We start from the raw sequence: 26,286 nt of genomic DNA on the forward strand, positions 1-26,286 counted from the left end.
CAGCAAATTCCATCAGGGACCGTCGGCGAGTGCCGTGCGAAGTCCGAATGCATGGCTGCAATCTTGACCTATAACCTGTCACGAACTGAGCGCTTGGCAAACTGGGGGCGTCCATGCATGGATCAAGGGCGCGAAAAACCCAGACAGGTATCTCATTCGTGATTGAGTTAGCGCGTCGGGGGGTATTCGTCCTTTCCGTGCATTTTCTGGCGGTTTGCACGAGAAAACGATTTCAGATCAACCAGTTGAAAAACCGTCAAGTTGCAAAAGCGTGTGAGGCCGCTCAGCCTAGCTACCAGCGGCTTCTAACGCCGTTACCGCCAGAAAATACACGAAAAGGACGAATACCCCGACGAGGCGCTCTCGTCGGTCGACGCGGAAAACGAAGCCATCATCCAGAAGGCGCTCGACCGGCTGACGCGTGGACGCACGACGCTGATCAGCGAGCAACAGATTCGCGACGCGCTGGAAGCGCTCATGGCGCAGCGCACGTCGATCATCATCGCGCACCGGCTCTCGACCATCCGCAATGCAGACACGATCCTCGTCGTCGAACAGGGCAGGATCGTCGAGGCCGGGCCGCATGGCGAATTGCTGATGCGGCAGGGGGCCTATGCGCGGCTCGTCGCGCATCAGGCGGGAGCGTTTGCGGCATGATGCAAGCGTGGTGCCGCCGTCATGTTGCACGGCACACGAGTACAGGACCGCTGCGCGCCCCGTGACCGACGAGGCGGCACAGGATTGCAAGGAGCCTATATGACGCTCGCACTGTTTACCGATTTCGGGGCCGACGACATCTATGTCGGGCAGGTCAGGGTCGCGTTGCTGCAACACGCAGCAACCGGCACCTCAATTATCGACGTGCTGCATGATGCCCCGAACTATGACGCGCAGGCAGGCGCGCATCTACTCGCGGCGCTGGCGCCGTGGTATCCACCGGATTGTGTCTTCCTGGCCGTGGTCGATCCGGGCGTGGGTAGCGAGCGGGATGCAGTCGTGCTGCAAGCTGACGGGCAGTGGTTCGTCGGGCCGGACAACGGGCTGCTCTCGGTCGTTGCGGCGCGTGCGGCTCGCACCCAGACCTGGCGCATCACATGGCGTCCCGCCGCGCTCTCCGCCTCATTTCATGGTCGCGATCTGTTCGCCCCGATGGCGGCATGGCTCAGCCGCGGCGAGTTACCTGCCGACAAGCTTGTTGAGACGACAGGGTTGCGCGTGCAACTGGCTGCGGGCAATGTAGCCGAAGTGATTTACGTCGATCACTACGGCAATGCGCTGACTGGGTTGCGGGCTGGCACTGTGCCGAGGTCCGCACGGCTGGACATAGCGGATGCCGTTGTCGACTATGCCCGCGTCTTTTCCGAAGCAATGGCCGGTCAGGCCTTCTGGTACGAGAACTCGATCGGGCTCGTCGAGATCGCCGTGAATCGCGGCAGCGCTGCGGCACAGCTTGGCGTACGCGTTAGAGATCCCGTCCGGGTGACCGCGGGCGATGAAACGGCAACATAGCGCCGGGAATCATGCGGGTGTCTTGTACGCTGAAATGCTGTTTGACCGTGAGTTACCCTTTCGCCGTGCAAACGCATCCGGTTGTCCACGCGTTGTCCGGATCGGTTGCAAGTGCTTTCTCCGTTTCTCCAGAAACGCTCCGCGTGCAATTTGCTGCTGGCGACGCAGCCGTCACAACCTCCGAGTCTTGTCTTCGGGTCGGAACCGCTTTCGGCTCCACCGCTCATGTCTGGAAATGCGAATAAAAACAAGCGCGTAGGGTAAATGAGAAAAATGGCATAAGCATTTGAAAACTTGATGGTAGGGAGGGTTGGAGGCGGCTTCGTAAACTGTGTATCAGACAACAACCTCTGTAGCAGAGGTTGCCGATACAACGTTTATTCAAGCAACTTGCCTCGCGCAGTGTCGACGCTGCGGGCCGATGGGTGTTGGTCTCATCGTGTTCCGCCGACCCTGCGCCGCAGCGCCTCAACGAGGGCCTCCCATGTCTCAATCCATCAATCTGGTTGTCGTCAGCGGCAGTCCTTATCGTCCTTCGCGCACCGGGACTTTGCTCGCCGCGCTGGGTGATTCTTTGGCCGGTGCACTTTCCGTGCGTACGCGTGTCATCGAAGTCGCCGACCTGGTGTCCGACATCGGCACGGCGCTGTCGCGCGACCAGCTATCCCCGCAGGCTGACAACGCATTGCGCGCAATCGAGCAAGCCGACGTGCTGCTGGTCGGCGCGCCGGTCTTTCGCGGCTCCGTCCCGGGACTCTTCAAGCATCTATTCGATCTTGTCGCGGTCGACGCGCTCATCGGCAAGCCGGTGCTGCTGGCGGCAACGGGCGGAAGCGCGAGGCATGCACTCGTGATCGATCATCAATTGCGCCCCCTGTTCAGTTTCTTCCAGTCGCTCGTGTTGCCCACTGGCGTCTACGCATGCACGGATGACTTCACCGACTACCAGATCACGGACCCGGCGCTGAAAGCGCGCATTGCGCTGGTGGTCGGGCAGGCGTTGCCCATCATCGCGGGGCTCTTTCCGCAGGCGAGTCTCGGGGCGCCCGAGAGTCTCGCTGCCTGACGCGTTCGGTCGATCCCATCATGTTAGCGAATACTGAATCCTTTTCCACGACCGCTTCGCAGTCAGTGCAGGAGTTGACGCAGCTTCTTGCGGCAAGCGCAATCGAGCGCGACGAACAGGGTGGAACGCCCAAAGCCGAGCGCGAAGCGATTCGCCGCAGCGGCCTGCTCGCACTCTCGATTCCCACGCAGTACGGTGGTCAGGGCGCAGACTGGGCGGCGACACTGGACGTCGTGAGGACGTTCGCGCGCGTCGATAGCTCGATTGCCCACGTGTTCGGGTTTCATCACTTGTTGCTCGCGACCGTGCGCCTCTTTGGCCGGCCGGAGCAGTGGGAGCGCTGGTTCGAGCAGACCGCCCGGAAGAACTGGTTCTGGGGCAACGCGCTCAATCCGCTCGATACACGCACCGTCGTCCAGCGGTTCGATGACTGGTACGAATTCTCGGGGAAGAAGAGCTTTTGCTCCGGCGCCATCGATTCGGAAATGCTCGTGGCCTCGGGCCTCGACGCACAGAGCCACAAGCTGCTGATCGGCGCGATTCCGACGTCGCGTTCGGGCATTACGCTTCACCACGACTGGAACAGTTTTGGACAGCGCCAGACGGACAGTGGCAGCGCGTTGTTCGAAAGGGTGCGAGTGGAGGAAAGCGAGCTTCTGCTCGAACCCGGGCCGTTGAGCACGCCTTTTGCCTGTCTCCGTCCGTTGCTCGCGCAACTGATTTTCGCGCACCTGTTCCTCGGTATCGGCGAGGGGGTGTTTGCCGAGATGAAACACTACACGCGGCACGAATCTCGCCCGTGGTTCCGGTCGCCCGCGCACGAGGCGGGCAAGGACCCGCATACGCTGCGGCACTACGGTGAAGCGTGGGTCGGGCTGGAGAGCGTCCGGTTGCTGGTGGAACAGGCCGTACGGTTGTTTGACGAGGCATGGTCGCGCGGTGACGCCCTCGATGCGAACGCGCGCGGCCGGGTAGCGGTCGCGGTTGCGACGGCGAAGGTCGCCGCGACCCGCGTCGGGCTCGATCTGAGCAGCGGGCTGTTCGAGGTTGCAGGGGCGCGCGCCACGCATGGCGCGCTACGGCTCGACCGGTTCTGGCGCAATCTGCGCACGCAGACGTTGCACGACCCGGTCGACTACAAGCTGCAAGAACTGGGCGACTGGGCCGTCAACGACGAGATCCCTGCACCTTCCTTCTATTCCTGAGTGGGCGCAATGCAAATCCTGTCGCATTGGCCGGGGGAGCCGGAAAGCAAGTCCGCACTGGTGGACTGGATCTTCGAGGACCCGCGCTCGAAAGCATTGCTGGCCGAAATCGAGCAGGTCGCGCCAAGTGAGGCGAGCGTATTGATCAGCGGCGAACCGGGTACAGGAAAAGAGCTGGTCGCGCGTTACATTCATAGCCGCAGTCTGCGTCGGCACGGCCCCTTCCTGACCGTGAGCTGCGGAGCATTTTCCGAAGCGCTGGTGGACGCCGAGTTATTCGGCCATGAAAGCGGCGCCTTCGCGGGCGCGTTCGGCACGCAGAGCGGGCGCTTCGAACAGGCGGACGGCGGCACGCTGTTTCTGGACGAGATCGACGACTTGCCGATGCTTGTGCAGACGAAGCTGCTGCGGGCGCTAAAAGACCGCGAGGTGATTCGTCACGGCGGTAGCAAGGGCATTCCCGTCGACGTTCGCATGCTGGCTTCCACTACGGCCAGGTTCGAGGAGCGTATCGCCGCGGGCCAGTTCCGGGCGGATCTCTACTATCGGCTCAATGTCGTCAACATGGAGGTCTTGCCCTTGAGCGAGCGGCGCGGCGATATCGTGCCGCTCGCGCGTTACTTCATCAAGGAATACAGCCGGCAGCTCAATTACTCGGGCGCGTCGCTTACACAAGACGCCGAACGCGTGTTGACCGATTTTGCGTGGCGCGGCAACGTTCGCGAACTCGAGAACGTCGTGCATCGCACATTGCTGATGTCGAACGGCGGCGAAATCGGCGCCGATGACCTGCGCTTCCCGGCGCGCCACAGCGGCACGCGTGCCGGGCACGCGCCGGGCGCCGCGCCCGAAGTCAGCTCACCCGCGCCCGCAACGCCGGCCTCGGGGCTCGACGCGCTGCGCGCGGCAGTGCGCCGGCTCTGCGACGAGGGCACCGGAAACCTTCATCAGGTGATCGAAGAGGCCGTGTTCAGCGAGGTGTTCCGTTATGGCCACCATAGCCAGAGCGAAGCCGCGCGTTTGCTGGGAATCAGCCGCAACGTGGTCCGGGCCCGTCTCGTACGATCCGGCGACATTGGCGAACCGCGGCGCGTCGCGCCTCAGTCAGAACCGGCATTGAAGAAGAGCGATGCATGAACCTCGAGATGTTCTGGTTCCTGCCAGCGCCCGGCGCGACACGCTATCCGGGGACGGCGCGTAGCCGCACAACACCTATCCAGGGAAACAGATTATGAGCCAACCTGCCAAAGCAGGACCGACGTTGTCGCACACCGGCCATCGCGTCATCGACATGCGTTGCCGGCCGGCGTATCTCCATGATTTTTTCGGCGCCACACCGGGCAGAGTGGAGAACGAGACTGCCCGATGGCTCAATTCCCGCGTGGGAACGCGCGGTGATCTGGAGCATTACGCGGCGTCGCGTACGCCCGAAGGCTTTCTGCAGCAGGTACGGGCCGCGGGCCTGGCGCACGCGGTGGTGGTTGGCCGCCACACGCCGGCTCAGCATCTGCCGAATGACCGGATTCACGAAATCGTGCATGGGCATGAGGAGCTGATCGGTATCGGATCGGTCGATCCTGTGTTGCAAGGCGAAACGCAGGCGCTCGAGGAGGTCGAACGCGCGGTCCGGATACTCGGGCTCGCGGGCATCGACATCGAGCCGGGCTTTGGCGAACCGGCGCGCTTTGCCGACGATCATGCATATTTCCCGATCTACGAACGGTGCAGCGAACTCGGCGTGCCGGTCTTTCTGATGACCGGGCCCACCACGCCCGACCCGCGCTTCAACGATCCAGGCCCCGTCGCGGCGGTGGCTCGCGCATTTCCACAACTTCGCATCGTGTGCTACCACGGATTCTGGCCCAACGTGCAGCAGGCGCTCGGATTGGCATTTCGCTATCCGAATGTTTTCCTCGTGCCGGACATGTACCTTTTCGTGGCGGGCAGCACGGCGTACGTGGAAGCGGCCAATGGCTTCCTGGGCGATCAGTTGCTGTTTGGATCGTCCTACCCATTCCGGCCGATTGACCAAAGCATTGAGGATTTTCTCGCAATCGGCTTTCGCGAAGATCGGCTCGAACGACTGCTCTATACGAATGCGTCGCAGCTACTGAAGGCTGGCTGAATCGATGTCGTTTGAGTGCTGAATAGCATACAAGAATTTGTTGCTTTGCTATCTCGTACTCCTGATTTATTAAAGAATCATCCAGGCCGGATTGTCGATCCGGCCGCTTTATCTAGGCTTGAAGAAAAATGACTACGGACACTCTCGAACCCACTCTGAAGGCGCAGGAACACAAGACGGTTCCGGTCATTGGTTCCGACGCTGAGGCGCTCGCCGTTGCGCGTGAGGTCGCCATCAAGCTCAAGGAGAATGCGGCATTGCGCGATCGCGATCGCAAGCTTCCGCACGACGAAATCGAACTCTTTTCCTCGACAGGACTCTGGGCGATTACGGCGCCAAAGGAATACGGCGGCGCCGAAGTATCGAACGTCACGCTCGCGCAGGTGATTGCGATCATTTCCGAAGCCGATCCTTCGATCGGACAGATTCCGCAAAATCACTTCTGCCTGATCGAAGACATCCGTCTCGAAGGCAGCGAAGCCCAAAAACGCTTCTTCTTCGACCTGGTGCTCAAGGGGACACGCTACGGCAACGCGTTTTCCGAGGCTGGCGGCAAAAACGTGCTCGATATCCAGACGAGAGTTCGCCGCGACGGAGACGACTACGTACTGAACGGCCGCAAGTTTTATTCGACCGGCACGATCTTCGCGCACTGGATTCCGGTGCTCGCGCTCGACGAGCAGGACCAGGCGGTGCTGGTTTTCGTGAAGCAGGGAGCCCAGGGCCTCACCGTCGTGGACGACTGGAGCGGTTTTGGTCAGCGCACGACGGCAAGCGGCACCGTGATCGCGGAGAACGTGCGTGTCAGCCCGTTCGAGATCTTCCATACGCAGCGCTCCTACGATCGTCCGACGCTGGCCGGACCGTTCGCCCAGATCACGACGGCCGCGATCGATCTCGGCATTGCACGCGCCGCGCTCCAGGACACGATCGAGTTCGTCCAGCAACATGCGCGCCCGTGGATCGACAGCGGTGTCGAGCGCGCGTCGCAGGATCCGCTGACGGTCGCGCAGATCGGCGACATCGTCTGGCGGGTGCATGCCGCCGAAGCGTTGCTCGAACGCTCGGGGCGCTTCGTCGATATCGCGAAGCGCGATCCCAACGAGGAAACGGTCGCGCAGGCGGCCATAGCAGTAGGTGAAGCGAAGATCGCGACAACCGAGGTGTCGCTGCTCGCCGCGAGCAAGTTGTTCGAACTCGGTGGCAGCAAATCCACGCTGGCCAAATACAACTTCGACCGCCACTGGCGCAACGCGCGCGTGCATACGCTCCACGACCCGGTGCGCTGGAAGTATCACGCGATCGGCAACTACTACCTCAATGACATCAGGCCTGCACGTCACTCCTGGAATTGAAGCGGATGAGCAAGGAAATCAGGCTCAACGCCTTTACGATCAATAGTCCGGGCCATCTTTCCGCAGGCCTGTGGCGACACCCTGAAGACCAGTCGCACCGTTACACGGACTTGCGTTACTGGGTCGAACTGGCGAGCACGCTCGAACGCGGCCTGTTCGACGGGGTGTTCATCGCCGACGTGCTCGGTGTGTACGACGTGTATGGCCGAAGCCCCGACGCGGCCCTGCTCAACGCGGCCCAGGTGCCGATCAACGATCCGCTGCAACTGGTTTCGGCCATGGCGGCGGCCACGCGCCATCTGGGTTTCGGTGTGACCGCGTCGGTATCGTTCGAGCATCCCTATCCGTTCGCACGCCGTATGTCAACCGCCGACCACCTGAGCGGAGGGCGCATCGGCTGGAACATCGTGACCTCCTATCTGGAAAGCGGCGCGCGCAATCTGGGGCAGGCGGCGCAGTTGACACATAACAACCGCTACGAGCTGGCGGACGAATACCTGGAGGTTTGCTACAAGCTCTGGGAAGGGAGCTGGGAACGCGGTGCCGTGAAGCGGGATGCTGAGCGCAGCATGTATGTGGATCCCCGGCAGGTTCACGAGATCGGACACGAGGGCAAGTTCTTCACGGTGCCCGGTTTCCATCTGAGCGAGCCTTCCCCGCAGCGCACGCCGGTGCTCTTTCAAGCGGGCGCGTCCGCGCGCGGCAAGCAATTTGCCGCGCGTCACGGCGAATGTATCTTCGTCGCAGCGCCAACGCGCGCCATCCTGCGCAGTCAGGTGGCGTCGCTGCGGGCGGAAACCGTGCGACAGGGCCGTCGCGCAGACGACATTCTGGTTTTCAACCAGATCACGGTGGTGCTCGCGCCGACCGATGGCGAGGCGCGCGCGAAGTTCGACGACTATCGGCGCCATATCAGCCGGGACGGCTCACTGACTCTGATGTCGGGGTGGACGGGCATCGACCTGAGCGGCTTCGATCCTGAACAGACGCTGGAGCACGTAGAGAGCAATGCGATCCAGTCTGCCGTGGAGGCGTTCACCACCGCAGACCCCGGGCGGACATGGACCGTCAACGAGATCGCCGACTACTGCGGGATTGGCGGCGACGGGCCCGTTATCGGCTCGCCCGCCACGGTGGCGGACGCTTTGCAGGCGTGGATCGAGGAGACCGATGCCGATGGCTTCAACATCGCGGCCGTCGTCAATCCTGGCAGCTTCACCGACATCACCGACCTGCTGGTTCCCGAACTGCAGAGACGAGGCGTGTACAAGCGCGCCTACCGCGAAGGGACGTTGCGCGAGAAGCTGTTTGGCCGCGAGGCTGGGCTAGCGGAAAGCCACTACGGCTCACGATTCCGTATCTGAAACCACACTCATTATCGTTCGTACAGGGAGCCTACCCATGACTTTTGAAGCGATCAACGCGCCGGCAACGCAACTGCCGGCCGACGGGCCACACACTGCCGGACTGCGGCGCAACTACCTGAATCTGCCCGAACTGATCGCGCAGTCTATCGGCCTCGTGGGGGTATCGGGCGGCATCGGCGTGCTGATTCCCGCTGTCTACACCACCGCCGGGAACGGCACCTGGCTTGCCTACCTGTTCGCCATCGTGGCTTTGCTGTTCTCCTCGTGGAGCATCTCGATCTTTGCGCGCGATTCCGCCTCGCCGGGTTCGTTGTATTCCTATGTGTCAGTTGGCATCGGTCCAATCTGGGGGGCGATTTGCGGATGGTCGCTGCTGATCGCGTATGCGGTTGCGGCAGCGGGCATCCTGCAAGGCACCATCAGCGCGTTCCTCGTGCTGGGTCGTGAGGTGGGCCTGCTTGGCAGCACGACCGCGCTCGCCACGACACTCGGTCTCACCGTCGTTACCGCATTCGCCGCGTGGTACATCACGTTTCGTGACATCCGACTGTCAACACGCTTTACGCTGCTGGTCGAGCTCGCAACGCTCGTGTTGATCGCGGGCGTCGTGATCGGCACGATCGCCATCAGCCACCATCCCGTGGATCAGGCTCAGGTCACGCTGCAAGGTGTGAAACCGGCTCAATTGCAGCTCGGCATGGTGCTGGCGTTTTTCAGCTTCACCGGATTCGAGAGCGCGACCGTGCTTGGCGCAGAGGCGAAGAACCCGTTCAAGGCGATTCCGCGCGCGGTGCTCATCAGTGTGGTCGGGCCGGCGATTTTCTTCGTGGTGGGCGCATACGGACTCGTCAGCGCGTTCCAGGGGCAGACACCGGCGCTCGATCACGTCGACGGTCCGCTGGCGGTGCTCGCGCACAGGCTCGGCGCAGGCTGGATCGGCGTGCTGATCGATGCCGGCGTGGCGCTGAGCTTTTTCGCCGCGTTCTTCTCGTCGATCAATGCGGCGGCACGCATCATCTATACGTTTGGCCGTCAGGGCGTGTTGCACAAGGTAACGGGGCGCGCGCATCAGACCAACGCCACGCCGCATATCGCGGTCGCGCTCGTTGCGCTGCTGTCGCTGGCGACGGCGCTGGTGTTTACGGCTCACGGCACCGCGCTGCTGGATTCGTATGGCTATCTGAGCTCGATTGCGACCTACGGGTGGTTGCTCGCCTATGTGCTGGTCGCCATCGGCGCTCCCTTGCATCTGCGTCGTCGGGGCAAGCTGAAGGCCGTGCACGTGCTCATCAGCATCGTCGCGGTGGTGCTGCTGGCGATTCCGCTCGCAGGCAGCGTGTACCCGGTGCCGGATGGCGTCTATGCGTCGCTTCCCTACGTGTTTCTCGCTCTGCTGGCCCTTGGGCTTGCCTGGTTCCTCGTGTTGCGCGCCCGTTATCCCGGGCGTTTGAGTGAGCTGGAAGACGACCTGCTGACGAAGTAAGGTTGCCGATCGACTTGGCCGGCGGCGTTGGGGTGCTTGCCAACGCCGGCCACGCCGCTCGGTTTCGCTATTACTGCATGCCGAACCACCGATAGAGACGCCGCGCGGCAGCGTCAAGCAAGAAGCCCAGCGCGCCGATCACGAGCACCACGGCCATCAGCTCCGAATAGGCGAGCCGATCGCGTGTATCGAGAATCAGATACCCGAGGCCCGAACTCACGCCCAGCATTTCGGCGGGGACGAGCACGATCCACAGCACGCCGATGGCGACGCGCACGCCGGTCAGTACATTGGCCGCGATGCCCGGCACGTAGATGTGCCAGAGCATTTCGGCGCGCGTTGCCGCGAGACTTTCACCGAGCTGCACCCAGCGCGCATCGATTTGCTGGACACCGGAAGCGGTGGCCATGACGATCGGCCATACCGCAGCGAAGGCGAGCAGAAAGTACACCGGAGGATCGCCCACACCGAGCGACATGACCGCGATCGGCATCCATGAGAGCGGCGAGATCATGCGCAGGAACTGCAGCGCGGGCGAAAGCGCCGTTTCGAGCGTCCTGACCCGGCCAATCAGAAAGCCGAGAGGCGCGCCGATCGCCAGCGCGAAGGCAAGGCCCACGCCAATGCGGCGCAGGCTCGCACCGATGTGCGTGAGCAGGCGGTCTTCGGTGACGAGTGCGGGCAGCGTCTGCACGGCGGCAATCGGCCCGAACTGGGCGGCGAGCGGATTGTGGCGCGCGAGCGCCGCGACGCCGAGCCACCAAAGCACGAGAATGGCCGCCAGGCCCGCAACGCCAAGCAATACGCTCGCGAGACGGCGCCGACCGCGCACGCCCTCCACGGGCTCGTTCGGCTCGCGGGTGCGGCCCGCTGAGCGGGCTGAGGCGGGCAGGCTAGACAACGATGGTCTCCGAGCGTGCGTAGGTTTCCGGCAATCCGAAGACCTTCATGCCGCCGACGCTCTGGATGCTCTTCTTCACGAAGCGGTCGTCCACGAGATCGCGCGCCACGAACGCCGGGTCAAGCGCGTTGAGGAATTTGCCGTCGCCTTCGACCTGCGTCGCCTTTAAACGGCGCACGAGCTCCTCCGAATAGGCGGGATACGGATACGGCTGAAAGTCGATGCGCCTTTCGTGCCAGTCCGCGTGAATGACCGCGCGGTCGGCGAGGTAACGCGCGTCGTCGGCTGGCGAGGGCGCCAGCACACTTTGCAGGAGGCCGGGGGCATGCGGCGTGTAGTGATTCGCGCCGCTCTTCGAGAGCAGTTGCGCCGCTTCCTCCGGATGGGCGCGCGTCCACACCTGGGCCTGCACGATTGCATCGACCACCTTTTGCGACCATGCGGGTCGTTCGTTCAGGTCGCGCTCATGCATGAACACAACACAGCACGCGTGATCGCGCCACACGTCGCCGGTAAAGCGCAGGATCCTGCCGACCTTGAGCGCCTCCGCCGCCGCATTGAACGGCTCCGCGACGATGAACCCGGCGATCTGCCGCGCGGCCAGTGCGGGTGGCATGTCCGATGGCGCCATCACGACAAGACGCACCTCGTTTGCCTTGAGTGCACCGTCCCTGGCGAGCACCGGTACAAGTCCCTGCGCGCGCAGCATGTCCTGAAGGACGACGTTATGGATCGAATACCAGAAAGGCACGGCCACCGTTTTGCCGCCAAGGTCGGTAAGCTTGTCGATCTCGGGGGTGACCGTGAGCGCCGAGCCGTTCACGTGGTTCCAGGCCACCACCTTTGCGGGGGCGTGGCTGCCGTAGCGCGCCCAGATCGCCATCGGCGAGAGAAGATGGACGACGTTGACCTGCCCCGAGAGAAAGGCTTCGACGAGTTGCGCCCAACTGCGCAGCAGCGTCGGCTTTTCGACCTGAAGGCCTGCCCGCGCGAAATAGCCGTTGTTGTGGGCGACCAGCAGCGGGGCGGCGTCGGTGATCGGCAGATAGCCGATGCGCAGCGGCGCGTCCGCCTCGGTTGCCGCACGCGCGTTGAGCGCGCCGAGCAGCGGCGCCGCGCCCGCTACGGTAAACAGGGAGGCGAGCTTGAGCCACTCGCGGCGGGTCATGGGAAGCTGGCACATGCGATGGGTGTCCTCGTCGGTAGGGCCGGGGTTCAGGGTGTTGGCGCGAGCGTGCGCGCCATCGATTCGTGCAGCGCCGTGACGAGGCGTACGCGCAGCGCGCCGAGCGCTTGCACTTGTCGCTCGCGTGGCCGGGGAACCTCGATCGCGAGATTGAGCGCGATGCCGCCGCGTCCGAGCACGACGACCCGGTCGGAAACGAGCAACGCCTCGTCGATGTCGTGCGTGACGAGCAACGTGGCGGCCTGCGTGTCGCGCACCACCTGCACGAGCAGGCGTTGCATCTCGGCGCGCGTGACCTCGTCGAGCGCACCGAACGGCTCGTCGAGCAATAGCGTGCGCGGTTCGCGAGCCAGCGCGCGAGCCAGCGCCGCGCGCTGTGCCATGCCGCCGGAGAGCGCACGTGGCGCGAAATGGGCGGCGTGCGTGAGGCCCACGGCTCGCAGTGCGGCGTCGACACGCGCCTCTCGCACGCTGCGCGTGAGCTTGGGCTGACGGCGAAAGCCAAGTCCAAACGCGACGTTGCGTTCGACAGAGAGCCAGGGCAGCAGGCACGGGTCCTGGAATGCGAGCGCCACGTCCGGGCGCGTGCCGGTGAGCCGTGCGCCGTCCACATGCACTTCGCCTGCAACAGGCTCGATCAGCCCCGCGGCGATGCGCAGGAGCGTAGACTTGCCCGCGCCGCTCGCGCCGAGAATCGACACCAGTTCGCCTGGCCACACGGCGAGATCGACGCCGTCGAGCACGTTGCGCTGCTGCCAGCCCATGCGGATGCCACGCAGTACGATGCGCGGCGCGGACGAGCCGTTCTGGCGGGTGAACGCCTCGCCGTTGCGTGCCGTGGCCACGTCGTTCATGCGGCCTCGCTGCGACGGTGCTCGGCGAGCTGGTTCTTCAATTGCACGAGCGTTGGCGTGACGATTGGCACGAACGAGGCTTCGCGGTTGCGTCGCGCGGTGTCGTTGGCGGCAGGCCAGGTGTCGTGCGAGCGCAGATAGCCACGACCACCCGCCGCCTGCACGTCGAGTTGCGCCGCCGCCGCGACGATTTCCGCGAGGCCGATTCGCACTTCGAACTGTGCAGCGGGCCGCGCAATGAAGGCTCCGCTCGCCACACCTTCATAGAGGCGCGCGGTCAGCGCATCCAGTTCACGACGCAGCGCGGCGGCGGCGTCCGCGAGCGCGGCACGCACGGCGGGACCGCTCGCCTCCACGGCGTGGAGCGAGCGGCGCGCAAGCCCGATCGACATGCCGCATTGCAGGCCGAGAAACGCGGGCCGCGCGCGCACAAGAAATGCGCGCGCATCGGCGGCGATCATCCAGCTGGCGTCGATCTCGGTGCCGGCAAGCGTGAGTGCGGCCGTGTTGCTGCCGCGTAGGGCGATCAGATCAAGGTCCTCGCTGCGCTTCACGCCGGGCGCATCGTGCGGCACGGCGAAGATCGCGGGTGGCGTGTTGTCCGGGCGGTCGAACGCGGCGGCCACCACAAAGCCTTGCGGACGCAGATTCGTGATCCACGGCAGGGCGCCGTCGAGCCTGAAACGCGTCGCCCCGGCATCGAGCGGCGCAGCATGCATCTGTAGCGGCTCGAGCGCCGAAAGATACTTCATGGCGTTGGAGAGTCCGCTCGCGCCCGCCTGCTCGCCGGCAAGCAGCGCCGACAGGCAGCGCTCGCGCAAGCCACCGTTCTCGCTCTGTAGCAGATACTCGATGAACGTGCGCTGGCCCCAGAACACAAACGCGCTGGCAAGTGAATGACGGGCAACCGCTGCGATTGCCTCGATCGCGTTGACGGTCGTGCCGCCCGAGCCGCCGGATTCGCGCTCCACGCCGATGCGGAAGAGTCCCGCTTGCGCGAGCTGCGGCACGACTTCACTTGCGTGCTCCGCACCGGTGTCAAGCGCTTGTGCGTGCGCGTCGAGCCAGGACACGAGGTCCGGCGGCAACGCCTGCGCCTGCAGGGTCGTCATGCCGCGCGCGCGCCCGCTTCCCAGCGGTATGCGGCCAATTGAGGATTCAGCTCGTTTTGCGCGAGATTGTTCGCGAAGTTGCACAGCGTCGCGAGGCTCACGCCCAGCACGACTTCGAGCGCGTTGGCCTGCGCGAAACCGGCGGCGCGAAACGCGGCGAGGGCGGAATCAGACACGGCGCCGCGCTTGGCGATCACTTCGCGCGCCAATGCAGCGACAGCATCGATACGCACATCGCCGCTGGCGCGCCCTTCGCGCAGCGCATTGACGACTGCCTCGGGCAGTTGTGCTTTCTTGAGCGCCACGGCAGTGTGACCCGCCACGCAGAAACCGCAGCCGTGGATCGCCGCGGCGGTGATCTGCACGGCTTCACGTTCGGCGAGCGTGAGTCCGCTGCGCGCGTTGATTTCGCCAACGCTCAGGTACGCTTCGAGCGCGGTGGGGGCATTCGCAAGCGACGCGACGAGATTGGGCAGGAAGCCGTTCGCCGCCTGCGATCGTTCCAGGAACGGGCGGCTCGCTTCAGGCGCACTTTCGACGGTATGCAGCGGCAGACGGCTCATGGCGGTTCCTCACAAAATCAAAAAGATGCATCGATTATGGTGAGGCGCACCGCTAGCCGGCAATGCGAGCCCGTCTGCCATTCATGCGGATTTGTCTCACGCCGCGTTCAATGGAGCGCACCATGCGCGGCCGGCTCGGCATTCTTGCCCGAAATACGGCGCCACGCGCCGGGCTGTACCCCGGTCACGCGCTTGAAGGCCTGCGCGAAGGCCGATTCGGACTGATAGCCGACCTGCTCGGCGGCCTCGGGCGTGCTCACGCCAGTGCTCAACATCGATGCCGCGCGCTTCATGCGCACGAGCGTCACGAATTGTGCGGGCGGTTGCCCCGAGAGTTCGGCAAACAGCTTGCAGAATCGCGCGCGCGACATGTGACTGAATTCCGCCATGCTTGCCGTGGTCCAGCGCTTGCCGGGTTCCGCGACGATGGCGGCGACGAGCGGCGCGAGCGCGGGGCGGCGCATCAGCGCCCAGAAACAGGGCGCCAGTTCTTCATTACCGTCGAGCGAGCGCAACGTGTAGACGAAAAGCAGCCCGGTCAGACGCGCAATGAGCGGCGAGGGCGCTTGCGGATCGTGCAGCGCCTCGGCGCGAATCAGCTCGAAGATCTGGCGCGCGCCATGCTGCGCGGGCTGATCGTGACGCGCAATTACGTGGTCGGGCAGCAGACCGAGCATCAGATCGTCGAGTCCCGATTTGAACTCGAAGAATCCACATGCGAGGCCGAGGCTGCCGGGCGCTTCGCGACCGCTCGTATCGAGCGGCGTCATCGTGCCCTCGCGCGCGCTTTCGCGCCCGCGCTCGGGCGGCAAAGGGTCAGGTGAAAGGCAATGCGGTTGGTCGGCGAGCAGGAAAACGGCGTCGCCGGCACTGAGTGCCACGCTGCGCGCCGCTCGCCCGGGCCGCGCGGGGAGATGAAGCCAGCACTCTCCGTGCAGAACGACATGGAAGCTTGCGCGGCGATGCCCGCTCGTCGAGGCCTGCCAGTTGCCGCAATATTGGCCGACATGAAAGAGCGTGCTCTTTAGCTCGAGGTCATCGAGCAGCCACGCGGAGAATGCATCGACTTGGGATGGCATACATTACACAATGCTGGGAAGGTGCTCGTACGATGGGCACGGCCCCTCACCATAGTCCGTTCTGGTGACGATGCAACGAAGATATTGTCAGATGCTTATCTCGGCGCGCCATAGTTTCCGCAAGCCTTTGCGACAACGGATTTGAGAAAAGGGCAACACTGCACCAATCTTTCTTTTCGCCTTTCCCGCACGCGTTCGCCGGGTTACTTTCCTCCTTTTAGCGCGGAGTTCACGCAATGCGAACGTTCGACCGGCACGGGCTCGTCGATGTGCCCCGTTATCCGGATCACGGCTATGCGCTGCTGGCCGACCGCATCAAAGGCTTGCTGGGCACATCTGCCGATGTTGTGTTCGTTCAGGCCGAGGCGGTGCTCGCGCTTGAAGCCGTTGCCGCAAGTATCGCGAGGCACGGTGTCGTAGCCGTCAACGTCGTGACGAGTGCCTATGGAAGGTGGTTTGGCCACTGGTTGCGGCGGGGCGGGGCGACCGTCCACGATGTGGCGGTGGCAATGGGACAACCCGTCGATTCATCCGCCGTCGCGAGCTGTCTCGAGATGCTGGAACATGTCGATATCGTAGCGGCCGTTCACGCGGAATCGTCCAACGGCGCATTGAATCCGCTCGCGGAGCTGGCGGCGCTCGCAAAATCGCGCAATGCTCTTTTCGCTGTCGACGCCGTTGCGTCAATCGGTGGGCATGTCATCGACGTGGATAGAATCGGGATCGATATCGCGGTAATTGGTCCGCAAAAGGCGCTTGCCGGTCCCGCTGGTGTGTCGGCGGTTGTACTCGGTCAGCGCGCCTGGGACCACATCGCCGCGCTGCCCGACTTTGCGCCTTCGAGCCTGTCCTTGGCGGCGCTCAAGCGAGACTGGCTGGACTGTGGAAGGCCCGCTTTGCCGGGAACGCCGTCGGCGCTGGAATTCTGGGCTCTCGAAGCGGCGATCGACCGTATCGAAGCCGAGGGAATGGAGCGCGTGATCGAGCGCCATCAGCAGGCTTCGCGCGCGACCCGGTCGGCACTGCGGGCGCTCGGCGTATCGCCGTGGATCGCGCGCGATGACGCCGCTTCGGCGCTTGTCACGTCGGCCTCGGTGCCGCGGGGCGTCGACGGACCGGATCTGATCGCGCAAGCTTCGCGTTATGGCGCCGAACTCGCGCCCGGGATCGGCGATGTCGCCGGGCACATCGTGCGGCTCAATCACACGGGCCTGAACGCGAACGCGGCTTCGGTCCGCTCGAACGTCGTGGCTTTGGGGCGAGCGCTCGAGCAATTGCGTTTCTCTGTGGATCTTGATGCGGCCTTGAGGGCGGTTGCGAATGCATACGAACGCAGCACCGGTTCAAATGCCGGCGAATCAGTTCGATAACCTTGTCAATCGCAAGGCGAGGATCAGGGTTGCAAAATAGGGGGACCAGATTGAGTGTGCTTTACGACGACAGACCGGTCAGTTCGCTGGCGTCGGGCGGCACAGGGGCCGCGGACCGTGTGCTCAGATTTGCCTCTGCTTGAGTTTGTTTTGATGACGCAATTCTTACGATACGAAAATTATCCCAAAAGTTCCGTATCAGCCGCACTGCGAGCAAGACGAAGCCAGCGACGCTCCTTGCGGTGTTCGTGGTCGACACGGGAGACAAGCCACTGACCACCCTTGTTAAATTGTCCATAGCATAGGCGCGACCCCTCAACGAGTGCGTTTGTCTTTCATCTGCTCCGAGAGCCATGCGGCAAGCCGTTGCGCGCCCTCAGGCTGATCGGTGTCGAGGCGGCGGCACAGGTAATAGTGGCGGCCGTCGTCCAGTTCCTGGTCGAATAGCTTCACCAGGTCGCCCGATTCCAGTTCGCGCGCAATCAACGGCGCGCGTAGCAGCGCCGCGCCGAGGCTCGCGCGCGTGGCGCTCAACGTCAACTGACCATCTTCGAACAGCGGCCCGACGAGGCGCGCCACGTGCCGCACGCCCGCGCTTTGCAGCCAGTTGGCCCACGTGCTGCGGTCCTCGTCGTGCACGAGCGGCACCGACGCAAGATCGGCGGGCTTTCTGAACGGCCCGTAACGACGCCGGAACGGCACGCTGCACACCGGAACGACCGCGCCTGACATCAGGCGCTCGCTCGCGTAGCCGGGCCACTCGCCGGTACCGAAGCGGATCGACAGATCGGCTGCGTCGCTCCGATAGTTTCGATGGTTCGCGTACAGCACGGTGACGTCGACGTCGTCGTTCGCGGCGAGGAAGTCGTGCAGCCGCGGAATGAACCAACCCATGCCGAACAGCGGAATCAGGCTGATGGTGATCTGCCGGCGCGACGAGCGGTCACGCACGAACCCAGTTGCACTCCGCAGCACCGAGAATGCGGTGCTGATCGAACGATAGTAGTCGCGGCCCTCGTCCGTCAGGGCAAGCGCACGTCCTGCGCGCGCGGTTAGCGGCGTTTGCAGGAACGACTCCAGCAACTGCAACTGATGGCTCACCGCGGATGGCGTAATGTCGAGTTCGGCGGCTGCCGCTGTCACCGACGCGTGCCTCGCAAAGGCTTCAAAAGCGCGCAGCGCGCGCAGCGGCGGATCGTTGAATCGTTCGATATTTTTCATGTATCAAATTATATCGAAGTTTGCGGTGCCCTTCATTGATTCGCAAAACCCAGCCTGCATAGGGGTTAAAGGCACTATCGCCGCATTGAGGCATAAGCATCTGACGTTTCGCTATTTAGCCGGTTCGGAGCAACTGCTTAGTATTATTCATGTCTCTGATTGTTACGAATTCACGATACCCACCGCTTCCCACCTTCGGCCAACGTCATGAAAAACCGCCATTCCGCGCTATTCGCCGCGCTCACTCTCGCTTTCACGCTCGGCTCGAACGAGGCCGCCCACGCACAGAACGAGCACGTCGTGCTGATCGGTCTTGCCGGCCCGCTCACGGGTCCCTCGGCCCGCACCGGCAAGGACCTGCAGAACGGTGCACAACTCGCGCTCGATGACGCCAACAGCAAGCACCCGACCATCGACGGCAAATCGGTCGTCTACAAACTCGTTACCGCCGATGACCAGGCCGATCCGCGCACGGCAGTCACCGTGGCCCAGGACCTGGTGGACCGTCACGTGATCGGCGTGGTCGGTCACTGGAATACGGGCTGCAGCGTGCCGGCATCGAAGGTCTATCACGATGCCGGCATTCCTGAAATCGCACCGGTATCGACCGGACACCAGTACACCTTGCAGGGCTACAACAACACGTTCCGCATTATTGGGCACGACGACATTGGCGGCGCGTACACGGGGGCATACGCGGTGAACACGCTGAAGGCGAAGCGCATCGCCGTGATCGACGATCGCACAGCATTCGGCTCGGGGCTGGCGACGCAGTTCATCAAGGGTGTGCAGAACAACGGCGGCACGGTCGTCGATCATCAATATGTCGACGATAAGACCACTGATTTCAGCGGCGTGCTTACCGAGATCAAGTCGAAGAATCCGGATCTGATCTTTCTTGGTGGCGTTGACGTGGAAGCGGCGCCGCTCGTGCGCCGCATGCATCAACTACAGATTCACGCGACGCTGCTCGGCGCTGGCGGCTTCGTGAGTCCGACCTTCCTGAAACTGGCGGGCGCGGACGGCGACGGCGTGACCGCACTCGATCCTGGCCGCCCGCTGCGCGGTATGCCTGGCGGCGAGGCGTTCGACAAGCAATATGAGGCGCGTTATCACCAGCCGATCGAACTGTACGCGCCCTTCGCCTACGATGCAGCCGCAACGCTGATCGCCGCGACGCAACAGGCGAATTCTACCGATCCCGCCAAGCTCGTCATCGCGCTGCATTCAATCCATCGCGATGGCGTGACCGGTCTGATCTCGTTCGACGATCAAGGCAACCTGAACAACCCCGCCTATACGATCTATCAGGTGCACAAGGGCGCATGGGCGGTGGTCGACGTCATCGGCAACAGCCAGCAGACCGCGGCAAAGTGATCGGGAGAAGCACAATGGAAGGCAAGTCGCCGCAATCGCCACAAGCGCCGGAAGCGTTCGAAAATCAACTCGGGATTCTCGCTCGGCGCCGAATCGAAGCCGAGATCATCAAGCCGATCTACGAGATCCTGAAGCGCGACCTGGGTATCGAGCGGGCCCAGGCGGTGATCGGCGAGGCGGTGCGCGGCGCGGCCGTCGACGCCGGCCGACAGTTTGCCGCGCGCGAGCCGAATGGCGCCAGCGTCGAGTCTTTCGTTGCGTTGCAGGCGCTGTGGGAGAAGGATGATGCGCTATTCGTCGACGTGCTGCGCTCCGATCTCGAGCGCTATGACTATGACGTGAAGCGCTGCCGGTACGCAGAGATGTATCACGCGATGGGCCTGGGCGAGATCGGCCATCTGCTCAGTTGCGCGCGCGACAGCCATTTCATCGATGGCTATCTGCCGCGCCTGCATCTGACGCGCACGACCACGATCATGCAAGGCGGCAGTCACTGCGACTTCCGCTACGCGCTGCAGCACAATCAGACGGAAGAACATCGTGATGAATGAAGCAACCGGCACGCTCGTCGTGCCACGCGTCAACGGCACGCGACTTTGGGACTCGCTCGAGCGGATGGCGCGGATCGGCGCAACGCCCAAAGGCGGCGTGTGCCGCCTCGCGCTGACCGAGATCGACCGTGAATCGCGTGATCTGATTGTCGAATGGGCGCATGCTGCCGGATGCAGCGTGCGGGTTGACCGCATGGGCAATATTTTCGCGCGCCGCGCCGGCCGTCGTGCGGATGCGGCCCCCGTGCTCACTGGCTCGCATGCTGACTCGCAGCCCACCGGCGGACGCTACGACGGCATCTACGGCGTACTCGGCGCGCTCGAAGTGGTGCGCGCACTGAACGAAGCGCACGTCGTCACCGAGCATCCGGTCGATATCGTCGTGTGGACCAACGAGGAAGGCTCTCGCTTCGCGCCTGCGATGATCGGCTCGGGTGTGTTCACAGGCGCGTATTCGCTCGACTACGGCCTGTCGCGTGCGGATGCAGCGGGCGTGACGATCGGCGAGGCGCTCGCGCAGACCGGTTATGCGGGCGAGCAAGACGTCGGCGGCCACCCGGTGCATGCCGCGTACGAACTGCATATCGAGCAGGGTGCGATTCTCGAGCGCGGCGGTCACACGATCGGCGTCGTCACCGGGGGCCAGGGCCAGCGTTGGTACGAGGTGACGCTCGAGGGCACCGATGCGCATGCGGGCACCACGCCAATGGATCTGCGGCGCGACGCGCTGGCAGGCGCGGCTCGGTTGATCCTGTTCGTGGAATCGCTGGGACGCAGCCATGCGCCGCACGGGCGTGCGACCGTCGGCATGATCGAGGCGCGGCCGAATTCGCGCAATACGGTGCCAGGCGGATGCTTCTTTACGGTCGAGTTCCGTCATCCGGACACCGCGGCTCTGGAGCGGATGGACTCGGCGCTGCGCGACGAAGTGTCGAGCGTTTCAGAAAAGAGCGGATTGCAGGCGCGCGTCGAACAGATTTTCGACTACGCACCGGTGAATTTCGATGCTGGATGCGTCGGCGCGGTGCGGCGTGCTGCAGAGGCGCTCGGACTACCTCATGCAGACATCGTGTCGGGCGCTGGCCACGACGCATGCCATCTCGCGCGCATATTCCCCACCGGTATGATCTTCATTCCGTGCGTGGATGGCATCAGCCATAACGAAACCGAAGCGATTACGCCCGAATGGGCCGAGGCGGGCGCGAACGTACTGCTGCACGCGGTGTTGGAGAGCGCCGTCGCGACAGGTATCTGCGGATGAGCACGGCAAACACGATGCGCGCTCACCTGCAAGCCCGCTGCGAGTAGCGGCAAGGTAAGCACTTGTGCCCTGAAGCGTATAAGTGCTTGCCTTGTTCGCCCCCGATTGCGCTCGCGCGCATGCGTAGCCAGGCGGCGCCGGTCGCGCCCGGATGGTCGAGATAGCGGGAAACCGCCTCTCGCGCGTTGATGTCCGCATACCGGCCGCGCAATGCTGCAAGGTCGACCTCCCCCGGCAAGGTGGCGTAAGCAGCATGAGGCAGGCGTTTTCATGGCGACGACTTTGCTGCGTCCTTTGCGCGGGGGCGAATCGCATACCTGTCAGCCTGGTGCCTTTCTACCCGGAATGAACTTGGAAAACGACCCGGCTGGCTGGGCGGCAGGAAACGGCCACGCACTACCATCATCGTCGCACTCCTCAACACTCCACGATAACCGCCCGGGGCCAAACCGCCACTGATTGCTCCTGTCACGTTGGGGCCGCTCCCACCTGGCTTGAGCGGGCGCGACTGCTGGCACTGTGCATTGCGCTGCGGGGCACGCCCAGGATCCAGGCGCGATAGGTTTGGAGACCGAGGGGCGCTCGTTCACTCAAAACTTACTGTAGCGCGCCGCTACACCGCACACCCACCCGTTCGAGGAGTGTGCGGGTTACCCGCATAAGCGAGTGTTCGAACTTTGGCGGATGACAAGGCAATCTAGCGCAACGCCTTCACGGCCTATCTGACTCGCAGGGGAGGTGAGCCGATGTGGGCTACCGACCGTGCATCGAAGCGGTGCGTCGCGCTCGACGCGTCCTTCAATCCGGGGGATTCGCTATTAGGGACAAACGCAGAAGACGTTTCGCGACAACCCCTATGCGATTCATGCGAGGACTACGACAGGTCGCAACCCGGGATGTCCATTTGCGCTGCGTCCGGGGCGGCGAGCTGTCGGTCATGTCTGAACGAGTTCGCGAACCAGCTTGACGACTGCGCAGATAACGTCCAATGAGCAACGCGAGAATATTTATTCCGCTTCTTACGTTCTGAGCGATTCTTGGTTCCGTATCGCGGTTGTGTTTCCTATGCTGGCAGGCTCGACGAGTCTGCTGCATGCTACAACCGCCCCCGCTACTGCGAGGACCCCGCCGGACTCGCCTGCGCCGTGTGCTGCTCGATCGCCCGGAAAGTTCCGTTAGCTGGCCGCGGGAACCCGGCGAACGCAGCTGCTTTTGGAGACAGATTTCATCATGCCCGAGGAATATCGCTTCGATGTCTTTGGCCGGGCTATTGCCGTCGCACGCAAAGCTGAGGTGTGGACGGTCTTTGATATTGGCGAGGAAGGCAAACGTCGCCGAGCCGACATCCAGATCCCAGCCTTCATCGCTGCGGATGAATTGCTGCAATATCTCGACGACATCTTTCACGAAAGCGCGACCCCAGCGCGACCGTGTGTAAGGGTGCTTCCTGACGGGAGACGGGATCTGCCGCCCTCCGCGGAGTGAAGTAGTCGCCGCCATAACGTCCATTCGCCCACGCGCCACGGAGCATTACGCATGGTCAATCCGATTCGCAGCGAAATCGATCTCGAGGCGCAAGGCCTTCATGTTGGCTATCTGCGACTGCCGCATTCTGTTCATCGCTCGGCGTACGGCTGGATTCCGATACCAATCGGTTCCGTGCGCAACGGCGAAGGGCCCGTCGTGCTGCTCATGGCCGGCAATCACGGGGACGAGTACGAGGGACAGGTGCTCGTTTCGCAATTGCTGCGCGAAATCGACCCACAATGGGTACATGGACAACTCATTTTCCTGCCGATGGCCAACTTTCCAGCAGCCGAGGCTGGAACACGCACGTCGCCGCTAGACGGCGGCAACCTGAACCGCACGTTCCCGGGCAATCCACTAGGTACGCCGACCGAGATGATCGCCGACTACATCGAGAACACCTTGCTCGCGCGTGCGCAATATCTCGTGGATCTGCATTCAGGCGGTAGTTCGTTGCGCTATCACGGTGCGAATATGCTCGCGATCGAGCCGCGCGACGAAGAAGAAGGCCGGCAGTTGCGGGCACTCCTTGGCGCATTTGGCTTGCCGCGCGCCTTTCTTCACGCGCCCAATCCGCTCCATTCGGCGACGGCTGCACGCCGCCAGGGTGCCGTGTCGATCGTCACCGAGCTTGGTGGTGCCGGCGTCGTTCAGCGGGGCCTCCTGCACGAAGCGCGGCAAGGGCTGCTGCACCTGCTTGGCGCGATTGGCGTGCTGGCCGGGCCGCTCGTGCCGCCGCAACCGCCAGGCCAAACGCGGTTTTATCGCGTGGCTGCGCAGCACTATGTCTACGCGTATGAACGCGGCGTGTACGAGCCGCTCGTGGACCTCGGCGAACACGTGCACGCGGGGCAGCCTGCGGCGCGTATTCACTTTCCCGAAACGCCTCTGCGCGAGCCGCTGACGGTGGCGTTTGCGGCCTCGGGCGAGGTGGTGTGTCAACGGGCGGTTGCCTCGGTGCAGCGCGGCGATTGCCTCTTTCATCTGGCCGAGCCCGACGAGCCGTGAAGCGGAGAAGCGAGACGCACGGGTCTGTGCTGGACGAACGAAAATGCCTCACAGACGCGATTCATCTGGATAACGATATTCGAATTGCTTGGTTATATGGCGCATGCGGTGGGGGTAATCTGGCAGCCGGATCTGCCGTCCCACGGGAACGCCGCAACGATGACCTACCGCATTATCGATACCTCGCCGCTCGAAGCCGTTGCAAAGCCGCTGATCGACGGCCTGCAATGGGAATATGCAACACGCTACCGCGATCACCGCGCCGACAGCGAGGCTTCGGCCGCGCAGGAGCTGGCGCGTTATCCGGCCGCGCTGTTCGCGCCGCCCGAGGGTGCCTTCATCGTGCTCGTGCGCGACGGCGAGACCGTTGGCGGCGGGGCCTTCAAGCGCTACGACGCTCAGACAGCGGAGTTCAAGCGTGTCTGGACACGCGCCGACCAGCGCCGCCAGGGTCTTGCACGCCGCATCGTCGAAGAACTCGAGGCGCGCGCGTTGAGCCAGGGGTATCGCCGTGTTTATCTCACCACCGGCTTCAAGCAGCCGGAAGCCTGGGGCTTATACATTGATTCAGGCTACGTCCCCTTGTTCGATCGCTCGATTGCGCCAGAAGTCCACGTGCGTCTGCCCTTCGCCAAGGACCTGCGGAAGCCGTTTTCCACGGATGCGCTCGACGACCTGCGCCCGCGTGAACCGCTAGGCGAGCATCGTTGATTGCGCGGCGGGCGGCGGCCACGCTTCGTTCGACGCCGCGTGTGCTGACTGCTTCATGCCACTCTGATGACCGGACACGAATATGACCCAGCGTAATCTCACTTTCGGCATCATGCTGCATGGCCCCGGCGGCCACATGAACGCATGGAAGCACCCAAGTAATCCGGTGGATGCCAGTGTCAACCTCGACTTCATTACCGGAATTGCCCAGAAGGCCGAGGCCAACGGCCTGGCGTTCGCCTTCGTGGCAGATGGCCTCTACATCAACGAAAAGTCGATCCCCCATTTTCTGAACCGCTTCGAGCCGATCTCCATGCTTTCGGCGCTGGCGACTGCGACATCGAAGATCGGGCTCGCAGGCACGATCTCGACTTCATACAGCCATCCGTTCACGGTGGCGCGGCAACTCGCCTCGCTCGACCTCATCAGCGGCGGCCGCGCGGGCTGGAATGTGGTGACGTCCCCGCTGGAGGGCTCGGCGAAGAACTATGGCGGCGAGCACCCCAATCACGCGCTGCGCTACGAGATTGCCGACGAATACCTGGACGTCGTGCAGGGGCTCTGGGATAGTTGGGACGACGACGCATTCGTGCGCGAGCGCGAAACCGGGCGCTTTTTCGATCGCGAGAAACTTCACACGCTCGACCACAAGGGCCGCTTCTTCGAAGTGGCCGGGCCGCTCAACATTCAGCGCTCGCCGCAGGGCCAGCCCGTGATTTTTCAGGCCGGCTCGTCGGACGCCGGCATCGATCTCGCCGGCAAATACGCCGACGCCGTGTTCACACATTCGCCCTCGCTCGAAGAGACACGCGAGTTCGCCGGGCGCGTGCGCCGCAGCGCCGTGGCACACGGGCGCGCCCCGAGCGATGTGAAGATCTTTCCCGGTATCGGCCCAATCGTCGCCACGACGCACGACGAAGCCGAAGAGAAGTACCGCCTGATCCGCGACTTGCTGAGCGTCGACGAGGCGCTCGCCTACCTTGGCCGCTACTTCGATCATCACGACTTCACGCAATATCCGCTCGATGCGTCGTTTCCGGAGCTTGGCGACCTCGGCAAGAACAGCTTTCGCTCGACCACGGACCGCATCAAGGCCGACGCGCGCCGCAACGGCTCGACGCTGCGCGAAGTCGCGCTGGCCGTCGCCACGCCAAAGACGCATTTCCTCGGCACAGGCGAGCAGGTTGCCGACGAACTGATCCGATGGCTGGACGCCGGCGCCGCCGATGGCTTCATCCTCGGTTTTCCGGTGCAGGCGGAGGGCCTCGACGACTTTGTCAGACACGTGATTCCGGTGCTCGAAGCACGTGGCCGATACAGCCGGCGCCTGAGCGGGGAGACGCTGCGAGACCACCTTGGCTTGCCGCGACGGATTAGCCGTTACGCGCTCGCCTCGACGCGCTGACTCAACGGCGCGGCTGGCTCGATTCATGGATGGCAGCCGCGCGCGGACGA

Annotated in this window: 23 protein-coding genes and 2 pseudogenes; 18 read left to right on the forward strand and 7 right to left on the reverse strand. The window is 63.6% G+C overall.

Annotated features, from left to right (window positions below):
* Positions 1-432: 432 nt before the first annotated feature.
* The 9 genes and pseudogenes from AB3X99_RS32570 to AB3X99_RS32610 all read left to right on the forward strand — a co-directional run.
* Positions 433-657 (forward strand): annotated as a pseudogene (locus AB3X99_RS32570) (lipid ABC transporter permease/ATP-binding protein); the annotation flags it as partial.
* 99 nt (positions 658-756) lie between these two features.
* Positions 757-1,509 carry an S-adenosyl-l-methionine hydroxide adenosyltransferase family protein gene (locus tag AB3X99_RS32575; RefSeq protein WP_368619252.1) on the forward strand — a complete coding sequence of 251 codons (753 nt, stop codon included), beginning with the start codon at positions 757-759 and terminating at the stop codon, positions 1,507-1,509.
* 484 nt (positions 1,510-1,993) lie between these two features.
* Positions 1,994-2,575: an FMN reductase gene (msuE, locus tag AB3X99_RS32580; protein WP_342924176.1), complete on the forward strand. Its 582-nt coding sequence runs from the start codon at positions 1,994-1,996 to the stop codon at positions 2,573-2,575.
* Positions 2,576-2,595: 20 nt separating this feature from the next.
* The gene (locus AB3X99_RS32585; RefSeq protein WP_368619253.1) at positions 2,596-3,780 is read left to right on the forward strand and encodes an acyl-CoA dehydrogenase family protein; all 1,185 of its coding nucleotides are present in this window, start codon (positions 2,596-2,598) and stop codon (positions 3,778-3,780) included.
* Positions 3,781-3,789: 9 nt separating this feature from the next.
* Positions 3,790-4,917 carry a sigma 54-interacting transcriptional regulator gene (locus AB3X99_RS32590; RefSeq protein ID WP_368619254.1) on the forward strand — a complete coding sequence of 376 codons (1,128 nt, stop codon included), beginning with the start codon at positions 3,790-3,792 and terminating at the stop codon, positions 4,915-4,917.
* Between the two features lie 244 nt (positions 4,918-5,161).
* Positions 5,162-5,905 (forward strand): amidohydrolase family protein, encoded by a 744-nt coding sequence (locus AB3X99_RS32595; protein WP_368619255.1) that lies wholly within the window; start codon positions 5,162-5,164, stop codon positions 5,903-5,905.
* A gap of 128 nt (positions 5,906-6,033) precedes the next feature.
* A complete protein-coding gene (locus AB3X99_RS32600) occupies positions 6,034-7,260 on the forward strand; it encodes an SfnB family sulfur acquisition oxidoreductase (RefSeq protein ID WP_368619256.1) in 1,227 nt (408 codons plus the stop codon).
* A 5-nt stretch (positions 7,261-7,265) separates the two neighbouring features.
* Positions 7,266-8,624 (forward strand): LLM class flavin-dependent oxidoreductase, encoded by a 1,359-nt coding sequence (locus tag AB3X99_RS32605; protein WP_368619257.1) that lies wholly within the window; start codon positions 7,266-7,268, stop codon positions 8,622-8,624.
* 37 nt (positions 8,625-8,661) lie between these two features.
* Entirely contained in the window at positions 8,662-10,110 is a 1,449-nt protein-coding gene (locus AB3X99_RS32610) for an APC family permease (protein ID WP_368619258.1), read from the forward strand.
* Positions 10,111-10,180: 70 nt separating this feature from the next.
* Here AB3X99_RS32610 and AB3X99_RS32615 read toward each other — a convergent pair whose 3' ends face one another.
* From AB3X99_RS32615 to AB3X99_RS32640, 6 genes are all read right to left on the reverse strand, one after another.
* Positions 10,181-10,942, reverse strand: a complete 762-nt coding sequence (locus tag AB3X99_RS32615; RefSeq protein ID WP_368619347.1) for an ABC transporter permease — start codon at positions 10,940-10,942, stop codon at positions 10,181-10,183.
* 61 nt (positions 10,943-11,003) lie between these two features.
* Positions 11,004-12,194, reverse strand: a complete 1,191-nt coding sequence (locus AB3X99_RS32620) for an ABC transporter substrate-binding protein (RefSeq protein WP_368619259.1) — start codon at positions 12,192-12,194, stop codon at positions 11,004-11,006.
* A gap of 32 nt (positions 12,195-12,226) precedes the next feature.
* Entirely contained in the window at positions 12,227-12,961 is a 735-nt protein-coding gene (locus tag AB3X99_RS32625; RefSeq protein ID WP_342924224.1) for an ATP-binding cassette domain-containing protein, read from the reverse strand.
* Positions 12,962-13,047: 86 nt separating this feature from the next.
* Complete coding sequence (locus tag AB3X99_RS32630; protein WP_368619260.1) at positions 13,048-14,163, reverse strand: acyl-CoA dehydrogenase family protein; 1,116 nt, start codon at positions 14,161-14,163, stop codon at positions 13,048-13,050.
* Entirely contained in the window at positions 14,160-14,726 is a 567-nt protein-coding gene (locus AB3X99_RS32635) for a carboxymuconolactone decarboxylase family protein (protein ID WP_342924185.1), read from the reverse strand. Before AB3X99_RS32635 ends, AB3X99_RS32630 begins: the two co-directional genes overlap by 4 nt.
* A 107-nt stretch (positions 14,727-14,833) precedes the next feature.
* A complete protein-coding gene (locus AB3X99_RS32640; RefSeq protein ID WP_342924186.1) occupies positions 14,834-15,805 on the reverse strand; it encodes an AraC family transcriptional regulator in 972 nt (323 codons plus the stop codon).
* A gap of 236 nt (positions 15,806-16,041) precedes the next feature.
* Between AB3X99_RS32640 and AB3X99_RS32645 the strand changes: the two genes are divergently transcribed.
* Positions 16,042-17,175, forward strand: coding sequence for an aminotransferase class V-fold PLP-dependent enzyme (locus tag AB3X99_RS32645; RefSeq protein WP_342924187.1), 1,134 nt, complete (start codon positions 16,042-16,044; stop codon positions 17,173-17,175).
* A gap of 197 nt (positions 17,176-17,372) precedes the next feature.
* Positions 17,373-17,480, forward strand: a pseudogene (locus AB3X99_RS32650) (cupin domain-containing protein); the annotation flags it as partial.
* A 10-nt stretch (positions 17,481-17,490) separates the two neighbouring features.
* Here the strand turns inward: AB3X99_RS32650 and AB3X99_RS32655 are convergent.
* Positions 17,491-18,396 carry a LysR substrate-binding domain-containing protein gene (locus AB3X99_RS32655; protein WP_342924188.1) on the reverse strand — a complete coding sequence of 302 codons (906 nt, stop codon included), beginning with the start codon at positions 18,394-18,396 and terminating at the stop codon, positions 17,491-17,493.
* Between the two features lie 207 nt (positions 18,397-18,603).
* Here AB3X99_RS32655 and AB3X99_RS32660 point away from each other — a divergent pair, with 207 nt between their 5' ends.
* From AB3X99_RS32660 to AB3X99_RS32690, 7 genes are all read left to right on the forward strand, one after another.
* Positions 18,604-19,773: a branched-chain amino acid ABC transporter substrate-binding protein gene (locus AB3X99_RS32660; RefSeq protein WP_368619261.1), complete on the forward strand. Its 1,170-nt coding sequence runs from the start codon at positions 18,604-18,606 to the stop codon at positions 19,771-19,773.
* A gap of 14 nt (positions 19,774-19,787) precedes the next feature.
* A complete protein-coding gene (locus tag AB3X99_RS32665) occupies positions 19,788-20,324 on the forward strand; it encodes an L-2-amino-thiazoline-4-carboxylic acid hydrolase (protein ID WP_368619262.1) in 537 nt (178 codons plus the stop codon).
* Positions 20,317-21,585: a Zn-dependent hydrolase gene (locus AB3X99_RS32670; RefSeq protein ID WP_368619263.1), complete on the forward strand. Its 1,269-nt coding sequence runs from the start codon at positions 20,317-20,319 to the stop codon at positions 21,583-21,585. The genes AB3X99_RS32665 and AB3X99_RS32670 overlap by 8 nt, the downstream gene beginning before the upstream one ends.
* A 1,230-nt stretch (positions 21,586-22,815) precedes the next feature.
* Entirely contained in the window at positions 22,816-23,070 is a 255-nt protein-coding gene (locus AB3X99_RS32675; RefSeq protein WP_069261832.1) for a hypothetical protein, read from the forward strand.
* A 51-nt stretch (positions 23,071-23,121) separates the two neighbouring features.
* The gene (locus AB3X99_RS32680; RefSeq protein ID WP_069261307.1) at positions 23,122-24,120 is read left to right on the forward strand and encodes a succinylglutamate desuccinylase/aspartoacylase family protein; all 999 of its coding nucleotides are present in this window, start codon (positions 23,122-23,124) and stop codon (positions 24,118-24,120) included.
* 159 nt (positions 24,121-24,279) lie between these two features.
* On the forward strand, positions 24,280-24,831 hold the full coding sequence (locus tag AB3X99_RS32685) for a GNAT family N-acetyltransferase (RefSeq protein WP_133190555.1): 552 nt from the start codon (positions 24,280-24,282) through the stop codon (positions 24,829-24,831).
* Between the two features lie 82 nt (positions 24,832-24,913).
* Complete coding sequence (locus AB3X99_RS32690; RefSeq protein ID WP_368619264.1) at positions 24,914-26,236, forward strand: LLM class flavin-dependent oxidoreductase; 1,323 nt, start codon at positions 24,914-24,916, stop codon at positions 26,234-26,236.
* The last annotated feature ends 50 nt before the right edge of the window (positions 26,237-26,286 follow it).

Origin of the sequence: Paraburkholderia sp. BR10882 (assembly GCF_040948855.1) — a bacterium.
GTDB classification, from domain to species: domain Bacteria; phylum Pseudomonadota; class Gammaproteobacteria; order Burkholderiales; family Burkholderiaceae; genus Paraburkholderia; species Paraburkholderia nodosa_A.

Excerpts from the sequence above, each read along its gene's own strand:
- AB3X99_RS32575 (WP_368619252.1), top strand. The coding sequence starts at position 757 with ATGACGCTCGCACTGTTTACCGATTTCGGGGCCGACGACATCTATGTC.
- msuE (WP_342924176.1), top strand. The coding sequence starts at position 1,994 with ATGTCTCAATCCATCAATCTGGTTGTCGTCAGCGGCAGTCCTTATCGT.
- AB3X99_RS32585 (WP_368619253.1), top strand. The coding sequence starts at position 2,596 with ATGTTAGCGAATACTGAATCCTTTTCCACGACCGCTTCGCAGTCAGTG.
- AB3X99_RS32590 (WP_368619254.1), top strand. The coding sequence starts at position 3,790 with ATGCAAATCCTGTCGCATTGGCCGGGGGAGCCGGAAAGCAAGTCCGCA.
- AB3X99_RS32600 (WP_368619256.1), top strand. The coding sequence starts at position 6,034 with ATGACTACGGACACTCTCGAACCCACTCTGAAGGCGCAGGAACACAAG.
- AB3X99_RS32605 (WP_368619257.1), top strand. The coding sequence starts at position 7,266 with ATGAGCAAGGAAATCAGGCTCAACGCCTTTACGATCAATAGTCCGGGC.
- AB3X99_RS32610 (WP_368619258.1), top strand. The coding sequence starts at position 8,662 with ATGACTTTTGAAGCGATCAACGCGCCGGCAACGCAACTGCCGGCCGAC.
- AB3X99_RS32620 (WP_368619259.1), bottom strand. The coding sequence starts at position 12,194 with ATGTGCCAGCTTCCCATGACCCGCCGCGAGTGGCTCAAGCTCGCCTCC.
- AB3X99_RS32625 (WP_342924224.1), bottom strand. The coding sequence starts at position 12,961 with ATGGGCTGGCAGCAGCGCAACGTGCTCGACGGCGTCGATCTCGCCGTG.
- AB3X99_RS32630 (WP_368619260.1), bottom strand. The coding sequence starts at position 14,163 with ATGACGACCCTGCAGGCGCAGGCGTTGCCGCCGGACCTCGTGTCCTGG.
- AB3X99_RS32635 (WP_342924185.1), bottom strand. The coding sequence starts at position 14,726 with ATGAGCCGTCTGCCGCTGCATACCGTCGAAAGTGCGCCTGAAGCGAGC.
- AB3X99_RS32640 (WP_342924186.1), bottom strand. The coding sequence starts at position 15,805 with ATGCCATCCCAAGTCGATGCATTCTCCGCGTGGCTGCTCGATGACCTC.
- AB3X99_RS32645 (WP_342924187.1), top strand. The coding sequence starts at position 16,042 with ATGCGAACGTTCGACCGGCACGGGCTCGTCGATGTGCCCCGTTATCCG.
- AB3X99_RS32655 (WP_342924188.1), bottom strand. The coding sequence starts at position 18,396 with ATGAAAAATATCGAACGATTCAACGATCCGCCGCTGCGCGCGCTGCGC.
- AB3X99_RS32660 (WP_368619261.1), top strand. The coding sequence starts at position 18,604 with ATGAAAAACCGCCATTCCGCGCTATTCGCCGCGCTCACTCTCGCTTTC.
- AB3X99_RS32665 (WP_368619262.1), top strand. The coding sequence starts at position 19,788 with ATGGAAGGCAAGTCGCCGCAATCGCCACAAGCGCCGGAAGCGTTCGAA.
- AB3X99_RS32670 (WP_368619263.1), top strand. The coding sequence starts at position 20,317 with ATGAATGAAGCAACCGGCACGCTCGTCGTGCCACGCGTCAACGGCACG.
- AB3X99_RS32675 (WP_069261832.1), top strand. The coding sequence starts at position 22,816 with ATGCCCGAGGAATATCGCTTCGATGTCTTTGGCCGGGCTATTGCCGTC.
- AB3X99_RS32680 (WP_069261307.1), top strand. The coding sequence starts at position 23,122 with ATGGTCAATCCGATTCGCAGCGAAATCGATCTCGAGGCGCAAGGCCTT.
- AB3X99_RS32685 (WP_133190555.1), top strand. The coding sequence starts at position 24,280 with ATGACCTACCGCATTATCGATACCTCGCCGCTCGAAGCCGTTGCAAAG.
- AB3X99_RS32690 (WP_368619264.1), top strand. The coding sequence starts at position 24,914 with ATGACCCAGCGTAATCTCACTTTCGGCATCATGCTGCATGGCCCCGGC.